Source organism: Kitasatospora hibisci (assembly GCF_043950205.1).
Lineage (GTDB): Bacteria > Actinomycetota > Actinomycetes > Streptomycetales > Streptomycetaceae > Kitasatospora > Kitasatospora hibisci.
In genome coordinates this window covers 7,741,383-7,754,073 of sequence record NZ_CP171642.1, presented here as the reverse complement: position 1 = coordinate 7,754,073, position 12,691 = coordinate 7,741,383, and the positions used below count along the sequence as shown (strand labels likewise).

General features: G+C 76.3%; 9 protein-coding genes. 5 read left to right on the top strand and 4 right to left on the bottom strand.

All coding sequences use genetic code 11. The features are described from left to right. Positions 1–215: 215 nt before the first annotated feature. Entirely contained in the window at positions 216–653 is a 438-nt protein-coding gene (locus ACF9IK_RS33715) for a YchJ family protein (protein WP_395297861.1), read from the top strand. Between the two features lie 62 nt (positions 654–715). Here the strand turns inward: ACF9IK_RS33715 and ACF9IK_RS33710 are convergent, their stop codons facing one another. Then, a complete protein-coding gene (locus ACF9IK_RS33710) occupies positions 716–1,666 on the bottom strand; it encodes a polysaccharide deacetylase family protein (RefSeq protein WP_428846377.1) in 951 nt (316 codons plus the stop codon). Between the two features lie 257 nt (positions 1,667–1,923). Here ACF9IK_RS33710 and ACF9IK_RS33705 point away from each other — a divergent pair, with 257 nt between their 5' ends. Next, positions 1,924–2,466 carry a GNAT family N-acetyltransferase gene (locus ACF9IK_RS33705; protein WP_395297859.1) on the top strand — a complete coding sequence of 181 codons (543 nt, stop codon included), beginning with the start codon at positions 1,924–1,926 and terminating at the stop codon, positions 2,464–2,466. A gap of 33 nt (positions 2,467–2,499) precedes the next feature. On the opposite strand, the gene ACF9IK_RS33700 is transcribed toward ACF9IK_RS33705, so the two are convergent. Then, positions 2,500–3,417 (bottom strand): carbohydrate kinase family protein, encoded by a 918-nt coding sequence (locus ACF9IK_RS33700; protein WP_395297858.1) that lies wholly within the window; start codon positions 3,415–3,417, stop codon positions 2,500–2,502. Between the two features lie 458 nt (positions 3,418–3,875). Here ACF9IK_RS33700 and ACF9IK_RS33695 point away from each other — a divergent pair, with 458 nt between their 5' ends. The 3 genes from ACF9IK_RS33695 (at position 3,876) to ACF9IK_RS33685 (ending at position 7,332) form a co-directional block, all read left to right on the top strand. Further along, the gene (locus ACF9IK_RS33695) at positions 3,876–5,381 is read left to right on the top strand and encodes a M1 family metallopeptidase (RefSeq protein ID WP_395298756.1); all 1,506 of its coding nucleotides are present in this window, start codon (positions 3,876–3,878) and stop codon (positions 5,379–5,381) included. A gap of 417 nt (positions 5,382–5,798) precedes the next feature. Further along, a complete protein-coding gene (locus ACF9IK_RS33690; RefSeq protein WP_395297857.1) occupies positions 5,799–6,320 on the top strand; it encodes a SigE family RNA polymerase sigma factor in 522 nt (173 codons plus the stop codon). Then, complete coding sequence (locus tag ACF9IK_RS33685) at positions 6,307–7,332, top strand: hypothetical protein (protein ID WP_395297856.1); 1,026 nt, start codon at positions 6,307–6,309, stop codon at positions 7,330–7,332. The genes ACF9IK_RS33690 and ACF9IK_RS33685 overlap by 14 nt, the downstream gene beginning before the upstream one ends. Before the next feature lie 52 nt (positions 7,333–7,384). On the opposite strand, the gene ACF9IK_RS33680 is transcribed toward ACF9IK_RS33685, so the two are convergent. Next, entirely contained in the window at positions 7,385–11,524 is a 4,140-nt protein-coding gene (locus tag ACF9IK_RS33680) for a TIR-like protein FxsC (protein WP_395297855.1), read from the bottom strand. Next, positions 11,521–12,660, bottom strand: a complete 1,140-nt coding sequence (locus ACF9IK_RS33675; protein ID WP_395297854.1) for an AAA family ATPase — start codon at positions 12,658–12,660, stop codon at positions 11,521–11,523. The genes ACF9IK_RS33680 and ACF9IK_RS33675 overlap by 4 nt, the downstream gene beginning before the upstream one ends. Positions 12,661–12,691 lie beyond the last annotated feature (31 nt).

The window sequence follows — 12,691 nt, the reverse complement described above, 5'->3', positions numbered from 1 at the left end:
CTGACGCATCGTCGGCAGCGGGTGCGGACACTTCGTGCGCACTCTGTGCACACACGTCCTTGACCTGCCCTTTTACTCGTCCTTGAGGCGGGGTCGGGCGGGGCGGAGCCGGGCCCACGGAGGGTTGTTCCGTTCCGGGCCGGGCCGGACCGTCCTCGCGGCGCCCCCGCCACCCCCGGCGGACAGCGCTCCGCGGACGCGCCAGAATGGACGCCATGTCCCGACGCCGCTCCACACCCCGCGCCGCCGCCCCCGCACCCCGGCTGCTGCCGTCCTCGCCCTGCCCGTGCGGCCTGCCCGCCGCGTACGGCGACTGCTGCGGCCGCTACCACCGGGGGCAGGCCGCCGCGCCGACCGCCGAGGCCCTGATGCGCTCGCGCTACAGCGCGTTCGTCGCCCAGGACGAGGCCTACCTGCTGCGCAGCTGGCACCCCGACACCCGGCCGGACGCGGTCGACCTCGACCCGGCCCTGCGCTGGACCGGACTGGAGGTGCTCTCCACCACCGAGGGCGGCGCGTTCCACGCCGAGGGCACGGTCGCCTTCCGCGCCCACTACACCGAGGGGCGGGAGGAGGGCGTGCTCACCGAGCACAGCCGCTTCGTCCGGCACGAGGGCGCCTGGGTCTACGTCGACGCCCTCTCCTTCGGCTGACACCGGACGGCCCGTGCCGGACGGGGCACGGGCCGCGGGGTCCGGGGACTCCTCCCACGGGCCTACAGGTAGTCGTCGAGCCGCGCGAGTGTGAAGCCCTGCGCGCCGACCTCGTTCACCACCTTGCGGAGCAGGTCGGTCATGGTGCCGTTCCACAGGGAGGTGCCGCGGAAGTGGGTGAGGATGATGTCCCCCGGGTGCAGCCGCTGGTCTTCGTAGCGGTACTCCATCCGGTCGGGGAAGGCCTCCTCGTTCCAGAGCGGCACCGCCTCGATGCCGCAGGAGGCGGCGGCCCGCAGGGTGTCGTCGTTGTACTCGCCGTACGGGGGGCGGAACAGCCTCGGCCGGACGCCGATCTGCTGCTCCAGCTGGTCCTGCTGCCGACAGATCTCGTCGCGCTGCTGGTCGTAGCCGAGTTGCCTGAGGTCGCGGTGGTTGATGGTGTGGTTGTTCACCATGTCGCCCTGGGCGGCGAGCCGGCGGAAGTAGCCGTAGTCCTCGCGGGCAAGGTAGTCGGCGACGAACGCGCTGAGCGGGACGCCCAGCTCGGCGGCCATCCGGGAGAACTCCGGATCCTTCTCCGCCCCGTCGTCGACGGTCAGGAAGACGATCTTCTCGTCGGTCGGGACGCGGTACACCACCGGGGGCCGCCCGGACGAGAGCTTCACGCCCTGCCCCGCCTTCAGCTCCGGCCGGACCGCCGGCCGCTGCGGCGCCCGAGCGGGCAGCCGCTCCAGGCCCCACCGGTGTGCCGTCGCCAGCCCGGCCCGGACGGCCGCCTGCTGACGGGCCACCGCCTCGCTGCTGCTCTCCTCCTCGACCCGGGCCAGCCCCGGCAGACTCAGCGGCACGGCGGGCGGCCGGGGCGCGCCCCGGCCGGCCGCCTGACCGGCACCCGCCCCGGCCTCCGTTGCGGCCCCGGCCGGGCCGGCAGCGGCACCGGCCCCCGCGGACGGGCCGCCCGGGCCGACGGGTGCGGTGCACCCGGCCACCGCGACCGACAGGCAGATCACCGCGGCCACTCCGGCCCCGGCGCTTCGGGCCGCACGGCCCGGCTGTAGACGCCCCCTCAACCCCCAAGAATTACGATTAACTGATTGTCTGTCCATGGAGCAGTGCTCCCCCGACACGCCTGCCGCCCAATCCCCTCGTCACCCTCCCGGCGCAACCACCCCCCGCCCCGGGCCGGGTCACGGCTCCCGCGCCCCCACGGGCCGGCCGGACCGACTATTCGTTCGCCATGGGACGGGCCGTCCTCGACAATGCGCGCATGACGATCAGCACGCCGCACACCGCCACCGGCCTCTGGACCGTCTCCAGGGCCGACGTCGGCTCCCCCGAGGCGGCGGCCCTGCTGCGTGAGTACTTCGTCGACGTCGCCAACCGCTACTACCTCCTCCACCTCGGCCGCGAGGGCACCCCCGAGGAGATCGAGACCGGACTGGCCGACTCCCCCAGCGACGACCTCGCCGGACCCACCGGCGTCTTCCTGCTCGGCCGTTACGACGGCGAACCGCAGTCCTGCGCAGGCCTGCGCGTCCTGGACGACCGCTCCGTCGAGCTCACCCGGGTCTTCGTCCGGCCCGCGGTGCGCGGGACCGGCGGCGGCGCCGGGCTGCTCGCCGCCGTCGACGCGGCCGCCCGCGAGCTCGGCGCCGAGCGGATCGTGCTCGACACCCGGCTCGACCTGGTCGAGGCCCGCGCGCTCTACACCCGGCACGGCTACCGCGAGATACCCGCCTACAACAGCGGCCCGTACGCCCAGATCTGGTACGGCAAGGACCTCACCGCCGAGGTGGCCGACAGCAGGTGAGCCCGATGCCCGGGCGGGCCGCGGCAGTCGGCGCTACGGGCGGCCGGCGGCCCCGGCCGCCAGGGCGGCTCGGAGCTCGGCGGCGTCGGGCGGGTTGGCGCCGGGGCGGGAGACGGTGACGGCAGCGGCGGCGACGGCCCGGGCGAGCGCCTGCTCCAGGCCCGCGCCGGCCCACCGGGAACCGAGCAGGGCGGCCATGAAGGAGTCGCCGGCCCCCACCGTGTCCGCGACCGCGACCGGTCGCGCCGGCGCCTCGGCCCGGCGACCGTCCGCCGTGACGGCGAAGGCGCCCACCGCCCCGCGGGTGACCGCCACCACGGCCGGTCCGAGACCCAGCCAGTACCGGGCGACGTCCTCGGCGTCCTGCCCGGGGTAGAGCCAGGCGAGGTCCTCGTCGCTGGCCTTGACCAGGCCGCTGAGCGCCACGCAGCGCTCCACCCGACGGACGGCCGCCCCGTGGTCGCCCATCAGCGCCGGCCGCACATTGGGGTCGTAGCTGACCTCGGCCCGGCCGCGCAGGCGCTCGGCCAGCGCCAGCACCGCCGAGGAACCGGGCTCGGTGACCGCGGCGATCGAACCGAGGTGCAGGTGACCCGGCGGGCCGGGGAGTTCGAGGTCCGGGCGGTCGGGCAGGCTCCAGCCGATGTCGAAGGCGTACTGCGCATGCCCCTCCGCGTCGAGCCGGACGACGGCCGAGGGCGTCCGCCCGCCCTCGGCGGGCTCGGCCAGCACGGTGACGCCGGCCGACTCCAGGTGCGCCCTGATCAGCCGCCCGTCGGCGTCGACGCCGAGCTGGGTGAGCAGCACGGTCGGCAGGCCGAGCCGGGCCAGCCCGTAGGCGACGTTGGCCGGGCTGCCGCCGGGGTGGACGCGGTCGGGGGCGCCTTCGGCGCGGACGATGTCGGCGACGCACTCGCCGACCACCAGGAAGTACGGGGCGGTGCCGGTCACGTCTGCTGCTCCTGCCGTCCGGGCGGCCGGCGCGGGCCGCGGGCCGGGTGCTTCGGCGGACCAGCCTACGGGGGCGAACGCGGCGGAGGAGACCGGCCCTGCCCGGAGTCCGGGACCGGGCGGGGCGCGGGCAGAAAGGACGGCCGCCGGACCTGGCCAGGTTCTCCGACGGCCGTGGCCCCGTCCGTCAGGGGGCGGAGCACTTCGAAGGCTATGACACCGCGCAGCCGATCGGCCACCACGGTCGGCCGTCCGGGGGACGCCTGCGTGTCGCGCGGGACCGGCCGCACTGCCGGCGCGGTCCGCTACGATCCGTGCTCGAATGGTCGCGGAGCGGCGTGGGGTCGCAGGCGGCCCGACGCCGTACCCGACGTCCGAAAGCGGTGATCACCCTGTTCAGGCTCCGTTCCAGCCGCCCCGTCGCCCTCGCGCTGGCCGCGGTGCTGCTCGGCACCACCATGCTGCCGGACGCGGCCGCCGCCGAGAACGGGGCGCCCGCGGGCGTCGGCGATCCGGTCTTCCCCTCGCTCGGCACCACGGGGTACGACGCGCTCGCCTACGACCTCGCCTTCCGCTACCGGCCCGCGAGCCGCACGGTGGACGCCACGGCCGTGCTGACCGCCCGCGCGCTGACCGCACTGCCGAGCCTGGAGCTGGACGCACTGGGGCTGGACGTGCACGCGGTCCGGGTCGACGGGCGGGCGGCCGGGTTCCGGACGCACGACGAGAAGCTGACGGTCGTCCCGGACCAGCCCCTGCGGCGCGGCGCCGTCCTCCAGGTGACGGTCGAGTACACGGCCGACCCTCGGGCGCACCTCCCGCACACCGGCTGGGTGCCGACGGCAGACGGCTTCGCGGTGGCCGGCCAGCCCGACGGCGCGCACACCGTCTTCCCCTGCAACGACCACCCGAGCGACAAGGCCCGCTTCACCATCGCCGTCACCGCCCCGGACGGCCTGCTGGGCGTCGCGACCGGCCGCCTCACGGCCACCGGGCACGACGGCGGCCCGTCCGGTGGCCGCGCCGGGGCCGGGGGCGGCACCGGCACGGCCCGCGACGACGGGCCGACGACCACCCGGTGGTACGTCTCGCGCGAGCCGGTGGCCACCGAGGTGGTGCAGGTCTCGGTCGGCACCTACACGGTGCGCGAGCGCACCGGCCCGGACGGGCTGCCGCTGCGGGACGTCGTCCCGACCGCGCGCGCCGCCGACCTGGAGCCCGCCCTCGCCCTGACCCCCGCGCAGTTGGAGTGGGCCGAGCAGCACCTGGGGCCGTTCCCGTTCGAGACCTACGGGCTGCTGCCCGCCGACACCGACGACCCGGCCGCCTTCGACTTCACCGGGCTGGAGACGCAGACACTGACGCTCTACAAGCCGAACTTCCTGCGCCAGGAGGAGCGCCGGATCGGCTCGCACATGATGCACGAACTGGTGCACTCGTGGTTCGGAGACAGCGTCTCGCCGCGCAGCTGGGCGGACCTCTGGCTGAACGAGGGCCACGCCGACTTCTACGGCCTGATGTACCGCTACGAGCGCGGCTGGGCCGACTCCGCCGGCTTCACGACGCTCGCCGACCGGATGCGCGACGTGTACGCCGCGGGCGACCAGTGGCGGCACGACTCCGGCCCGGTCGCCGAACCGACCGCCGCCACCCTCTTCGACAGCCAGCGGTACACCGGCGGTGCCCTGGTGCTGTTCGCGCTGCGCGAGCGGGTCGGGGCGGAGGCCTTCGACCGGATCGAGCGGACCTTCCTGCAACGGTACCGGGGCGGCTCGGCGACGACCGCGGACTACATCCGGACCGCCGCGGAGGTCTCCGGCCGGGACGTCAGCGACTTCCTCGCCGACTGGCTGCACGGTGAGCGCACGCCGCCGATGCCCGGCCACCCGGACTGGACGGTGGCCCCGGTCGACCCGACGGCCCGGCGCTCGGCCCCCGTCCCGCGCGGCACCGGGACGCTGTAGGAGTCCTCCCGACGGCCCGGCGGCCCGTACCCGTACGCCCGAACGCGCCGGGCCGGTGCGCTCGGGCGCCCGCCGCGCGCCCCTGGACGGTGCCGGCCGGCGGGCGCATCGTGGTGCCACGGCCCGCCCGCCGCCCGGCCTGGTCCCGGCCGGCTCGCGGGCCGTCCAGCGTTCCCGGACGGCATCCTCCTGGCGCCCCGGGCCGGCCGCCCCTAGCACCACCGGGCACCACGGGCACCACCGGGCACCCGCCGAATCCGTTCCGGAAATCCCCGCCGCCGCGCAACCCGAACGGGCTCCCACCGCGTTGAGCTGCTGTGGGACCAACACCGACGACGCACACGACACCGACGACCCGGGCGGCCGGGCCGGGACGGACCACCGGAACGACTGGAGCAGCATGGCGGGGACGGGACGATGAGGGAAGCGAACACGGACTTCGAGGAGTTCGTCGCCGCCCGCAGCCCGCGCCTGCTGCGCATGGCCTGGCTGCTGACCGGAGACGCGCACCTGGCCGAGGACCTGCTGCAGACGGCGCTCGCCAAGGTCTGGCCGAAGTGGGACAAGATCGCCATCGACCGGCCGGAGGCGTACGTCCGGCGGGTGCTGGTGAACTCGCACGTCTCCTGGTGGCGCCGCCGCTGGCACGGGGAGCTGCCGCACGGCGAGCTGCCGGAGCCTCCGACGCAGGCGGACCCCTTCGAGGACGTGGTGGTCGGGCAGGTGCTGGCCGCCGCCGTCCGGGCGTTGCCGCCCCGTCAGCGGGCCGTGGTGGTGCTGCGCTTCTTCGAGGACCTCAGCGTCGAGGAGACGGCCGAGGCGCTCGGCTGCTCCACGGGCACGGTCAAGAGCAACACGCACCGCGCGCTGAACGCGCTGCGTGGCAAGCTGCCGGCCAGGGAGCTGCTGCTGGACGGGGGACGCCGTGACGCGGCGTGACACCGGCTGGGCCCGGACCGAGTGGGACGATCGGAACAGGTGGGACGCGACGGGCGGCGGCACGACCGGTCGCGGTGACGAGCGCAGCGACGCCGAGGTGGAGAGCGAGCTGCGCGTCCTGCTGCAGCGGGCCGCCCCGGACCTGCCCGCGCCCGCCGACCGGATGGAGCGGATCCGTGAGCGGGCCGCCCGGAGCCGCAGCCGGCGGCGAGCCGCCGCCCTGGCCGCAGGACTGACCACGGGTCTGGTCGCCGCCGCCCTGGCCGCTGCGCCCGCCCTTGCGCCCGGCCGATCCCAGACCGCCCAGCATCCCTCGGCCCGCACGCCGGCAGCCGTCGGCCCGCCCGGAACGGCCGCCGGGCCCGGCGCGGCCACCTCGGCCCCGCCCCACCCCGCCCTGTCGCCGTCCCCGACACCGGCCAAGATCCCCGGCAGCAACGCGGACCCCGCCGGGGGCTCGGGCAGGACCGACGCGGCCCCGGACGACACCGGCCCGACCGTCGGCAGGCCCGGGACCTCCTCCGACGAGCGGTCGATCCGCTTCCCCGATCTCAACAGTGTGGTCATCAGCCTGCCGCCCGGCTGGGCCAGCATGTACCAGCCGTCCACCAGGCCGCTCAGCGGCGTCGGGTACGCGGCCGACCAGATGCTGGAGCCCGGCGTGTACTGCGACGGCACAGGAGCGAACTGCTCGCCGCTCGCCGCCCTGACCGACGGCGGCACCCTGGTCAGCATCACCCTCGTCACCGGGTGGGCGGAGGCGGGGAAGGTGGTCGGGACCGTCCTGCCGCCGGCCGACACCCAGGTGGACAAGGCCTGCGCCCTGCGTGGCGGCACCCGTGAACTGGTGGGCCACCGGACCATCGAGGTGGACGACGCCGTCACGGTGGTCCGACTGTCGGCCTGTCTGAACCAGCCATCGACCAAGGCGGTGCAGGTGGTCGCGGACATGCTCGACTCGGTGCGGGCCATCGGCGACGCCATCGACGTGCCCGCCACCGGGACCGGCTGAGCCGGCCCGGCCCACGGCCTGCCCTCCGGGACAGGCCCGGGCCGGGCGGTGGTCAGCGCAGGCGCGGGCGGCCGGGGCTCCCGCCCTCCTCGCCGTCGGAGCCCCGACGGGGGCCGTCCGGCCAGCGGTTCTCGGCCGCGCGGCGAGCGGCCGTCGCGGCCCCGGCCAGGGCATCCTCGAAGGCGCTCAACGAGCCCAGGACGGGCAGGCCGGCCCGCGGCCGGCCGGGCGGCAGGAAGCCGCCGGCCGCCAGCGCCGACCGGCTGAGCTCGGCCAGCTCCGCCCCGGCGGCCGTGTCGCCCGCCTCGTCCGGTCCGCCCGGCTCCAACACCGCCACCACCTTGTGGTTCCGCCGGTCGAGCCGGCGCAGCAGCGCGATCCGCTCGGCGTCCAGCAGGGCCCAGCGGTCGAGCAGCAGCACCGCGAGGGAGGAGGGCGACTCCTCCCCCAGCAGCCGCTCGCCCTCGGAGACGAGGTCGTGCACGGTGGGCTCGAAGCCCATCCCGCGGAGGAGACCCGCGGTGTGCTCGGCCAGCGAGCGGCCGAGGGTGCTCCCGTACGGGTTCCAGTCGGTGCGCTGCGGCCCGTACGCGGCGGGGCTCGGGCCGGCCGGCAGCTCGTCGCGGCGGCAGGAGAGGACGAGGACGCGCAGCTCCCGCACGCTGCGGCGGACCGGCTCGAAGGCACTGGGCTGGGCGTTCAGGTCCAGCGTGCGCCCGACCGGGACCACGGTCTCCTCGGCCACCTCGACGATCCGCCGGGCCAGCCGGTGGACCGCCAGCTCGTACGCCGAGCGGTAGTAGCTCAGCTTCATCAGCGCGAACAGGCCCTCGCTCACGTAGGCCGGCCCGAACCCGGCGTGGTCGAACTGCAACTCGCGCGCGACCCCGGGCAGTTGCCGCGTAGGCTGCCACAGCACCGGCACGATGGCGCTGGTGTGCCCCGACTCGCGGTGGGCCGCGTACACCTGGCGCCGGGTGAAGGAGTACCACTCCTGACCGCACGGCAGGCTGTCGAAGTACCGCGGCGAGTAGAGCGGCACGAAGACCCGGCAGGTGGCCAGCTCCCGCGCGATCCGGTCGGCCCACAGCTCCCCCTGGTGCATGGACTCGTCCATGAAACCGATCGGCGCGCCGTCGGGCACCGCGGTCAGCTGCAGCACCGCTTCGCAGAGGTCCCGGTAGAGCCGGCGCACCCAGAGGTTCGGATCGCCGGCCCCGGTCGCACCGGCCCGCGGGGTGTGTGCGTAGCTCAGGAAGAAGTAGGGCCGGGCGCCGGCGGGCTCGACCCCGCCGCCCGAGTCGACGAACTGCGCGTACCGGTGCCGGTAGTAGGTGCTCGCCGCCGCGGCCAGCTCCTCCGCCCGGGCGTCCGCGCCGATGCTGCGGGCCCCACGGGCGAGCCGGCCGAGGTCGCCGCGGTCCGCGTGCGCCAGCAGTGCGTCCCAGAACGCGTCCGGCGGCGCCGAGCCCGTCCGCCCGTCGAGGTACCAGGCCTCCAGCAACGGGTGCAGGGTGTACGGCGCCCGGGGGGCGGCGGTGCCCTCGAACCCGGAGCCGTGGTCCGCCCGGAACAGTCCGGCTCCGCCCGCGCCCTCCGCCGTCGCATCGGCCATCGCCCGCTCGAACCAGGTGTCCGTGGCCGGTGCGGTGTTCAGGTAGCCCGGCGCCGCCGCCCGCAGCAGGCTCGCGGGCAGGGAGCGGTGATGGCCCAGGCGCAGCGCGTCGAGCGCCGCGTCGAGGACGGCCCGGACCTCCGCGGGCGCCCGCTCGAACCGGGCCCGCAGCCCGGGCGCGGCCGTCAGCGCCTGGACGACACGCCCGTCCGCGGCCACCCGGGCCGCCTCGGCGAGCCGGGGGTCGCTGCCGAGGACGGCGTCGGCGGCCTGCTGCCGGTCGAAGTACTCGGGCATCTCCAGCATCCGGACGTGCTGCCGGAGCATCCCCCCTGCGGGGGATCCGGCCGGGCGGGGCTGGTTGTACCGGTCCGTCCTGATCGTGCCCAGCAGGAGGAGAGGGCCCGAGCGGCGCGACCGGGCCCAGGCCGAGATCTGCCTGAGCAGGTCGGGCTCCTGACCCTGTGGGGTGTTCAGCACCCGCTCCGCCTCGTCGAACCAGACCACCGTGCACTGCTCGGGCTGCTCCGGTCGGAGCTCGCGCCCCGGCAGGCTCTGGGCCCGCCACACCCTCCAGTCCGCGGGCAGGATGCGCAGCGCCTCGAAGCACGCCCTGGTCCGGCCGGAGGCCGGGCCGCCGGCGACCAGCAGCACCGTCGAGATGCCCTGGGCGGCCCGGCCGACCAGGCGACGGATCTCGGCGTCCACCGGGCGGTCGAGGTAGGGGGTGAGGTACGGCAGGCCGCGCCGCTGCTCGGCGGGTCTGACGCCGAGCAGTTCGGGCTGTTCGAGGGCTTCGGTGACGGTCATGGACGCCCAGGACTCCTCGGCCGGATAGTAGGCCGCCGCCAGGGCCGGTGTCCGCGCCGGAACGGCCGCCGACGACTCCGCGAAGGGCAGGGCGTCGGGTGCCAGCTCGCGGCTGTGCGTCTCCTCGGCCACCCGGACGGCCGGGAAGTCGGCGGACGAGGCACGGCGCGAGCGGAGGTAGGCGGCGACCTGGTGGCGGACGGTGCGGCGGATCCGGGCGACGGTGTCGCGGCGCTGGGCGCCGAGCAGGGCGTCGCGGACGCCGGGCAGGAAGTCGAACTCGACGACGTCCGGGTCGGCGCCGGGCGGCGGCGCCTCCCACGGGGCGAGCAGGCCGCCGAGCAGCACCTCGGCGAGGTGGCCGTGGTCGGCCTGCGGGAGCATCGCGCGGCGGACCAGCGTCATCACCGGCAGGACAAGCGGCACGGCGGAGAGGTGGCCGGCCAGCTCCTGCGCCAGGGGGGACGCGCTGGCGCGGAACCGTTCCAGCGCCGGCTCGGCGGCGGTCGGCGGGCGGCCGCCACCGGCGGCCGGCGGCCCGTCGGACTCGTCGGAGGTCGGCGGCCGGTCGGCGGGCGCCGCTCCCGGCTCGCCGACCAGCAGGCAGCTGAGCCGGCTGCGCCGGCCGCCACCGGAGACCAGCGCCGCGAGCGCGGCCAGCGAGGCCGGGCTCGGATCCACCACCGGCACGGGCAGCGGGCGGTCGGGGGCGTCGGCGCGCAGCCTCCGGTGGGTGCGCCCGCGGGCACGGGTGGCCGCGGCCTCCCAGGCGGTGTTCGGCGCGGCCGGGCCGGCGGCGCGCAGCCAGAGCGGGGTGGGGCGGACGGAGCCGCGCGACCAGAGGCGCTCGGGCAGCACGTTGAGGACGGCGACCGGGCCGTGCCGGCCCCAGCCGCGCAGCACCGTGTCCAGCGCCGGGCCGCCCCAGCCGCCGCCGACGGTGTCGGTGACCACCAGGATCAGGCGGCGCCCGGCGGGGTCGGCGATCTCCTGGGGACGGCGCGGCGCTCCGCCGGGGCGGGCGGCCAGGCCGGGCCGCCCGCCGGCCTCGGTGCCGCCGAGGTACCAGGTGCGGACGTCGCGGAAGACGCCGGTCTGGGCGATCACCCGGCGCAGCTCGGCGACGAGGTCGTGCCAGAGCGTCATCGAGCGGTGGGTGTCGATGACCAGGGCGAGGTCGAGCCAGCGGCCGGGCGTGGGGCGCAGCACGGGCAGGAGCAGGCGGAGGTCGACGCCCGCGCTGACGGTCTCCTCCTCGTCGAGTTCGGGCTCGCCGTGGCCGTCGGCGAGGGTGCGGCGGCCGAGCGGGCGCAGGGCGCGCATGACGGCGAGCGGGTCGGCGAGGGCGGCGGCGCGGGGGACGCGGACGAGGTCGCCGCGGCGCGCGGCGGGGGCGTTCTCCGCGGTGCGGTCGGGCTCGGGGCCGCCGGGGGCGGGATCCGGTTCGGGTTCGGGTTCGGGAGCGGGTTCGGGAGCGGGGTCCGGCCCGGAGGGCGGGGCGGTGAGGTCCGCGGTGGCGTAGTGCTGCTCGAACGGCGGCTCGTCCGGGGCGCGTTCGTCCACCGGACCGCCGTTCGGGCCGGCGCCGCGGGCGGCCTCGTCGGCGCCCCCGCCGGGGTCGGCGGGTACGGCCGGCCGGTCCCGGCCGCGGGCGGCGTCGTCGAGGCAGCCGGCCAGCCAGAGGATGTCCGCGAGCTCCTCGGGCCCGAGGCCGGCCGACGAGGCGGCGTCGGCCTCGGCGAGGGCGCGCAGCAGCCGGTCGGTCATGGCGAGGCCGGTCCGGTGAGCCTCTGCAGGACGGTCCGGAGGAAGGCGTCACGCTCGCCGTCGTCCGACCAGGCTCCGCTGAGCCTGAGTTGGACGGCGTTGAGCAGCTGGTCGGTGGCGAGGTCACCCTCGGTGCGCTGCTCCTCGAAGGCCCGGACGAGGTCCTGGACGAGGCTGCGTCGCCGGTCGTCGAGCTCGGTGGGCAGGTGGAGTCGCTGTCTGACGATCTGTTCGAGTCTGGCCGGGCCCGGCGGGCCGACGTGCAGGCGGATGCAGCGCCGGAGGAAGGGCGGCGGGAAATCGCGCTCGTTGTTGCTGGTGAGGACGACGACGGGGAAGGCACGGCACTGGACGCGGCCGTGGTCGACGCCGACGGTGGCGGCCACCGGGCCCGCGGTCGCCGGTCCGGATGGCACCGGGCCGGGATCGGCCGGCACCCGAGCGGACGGGGTGTCGAGGGTGTCGTGGGTGCCGATCCTGACCCTCGGCTCGCGGGCGGCGATCCGGGCCAGCTCGGGGATCTCGAAGCCGCCGTCCTCGAACACGGTGAGCAGGTCACCGGGCAGGTCGATGTCGCTCTTGTCGATCTCGTCGATCAGCAGCACCCGGGGTCGCGCCTGCGGCAGCAGCGCGGTGCCGAGCGGGCCGAGCCGCAGGTAGGGCGCGATCGAGTGGTCCGGCTCCGCCGGGCGGGCCGCCGCCGGCGCGCCGGTGCCCCCGTCACCGCTCAGCTGCTGGAGGTTGGCGTCGTGCAGGCGGCTGATCGCGTCGTAGCGGTAGAGGCCGTCGCGCAGGGTGCTGCGGCTGGTGATCGGCCAGTGCAGGACCGGGCCGAGGCCGAGGTCGGTGGCGATGCTGTAGGCCAGGGTGGACTTGCCGACGCCGGGTTTGCCGGTGACCAGCAGCGGGCGGCTGAGGTAGAGCGCCGTGTTGACGGTGTCGATCTCGACCTCGTCGGGCACGTAGCCGGTACCGCGCCGGGCGGTCCGCTCCCAGGCGTGCCCGGTGGCGCCGGGGGCCCGGTAGTGCGGGTCCGGGGTGCCGTCGAAGTCCCGCCAGGGCGGCTGCTTGCCGGCCAGGCGGGACAGCCGCTCCTCCGGGGTGCCCTCGCCCTGGTAGATCCACCAGTCCTTCATGTGCTGCTTCCTTCCCTTCCTGTCGGGACGG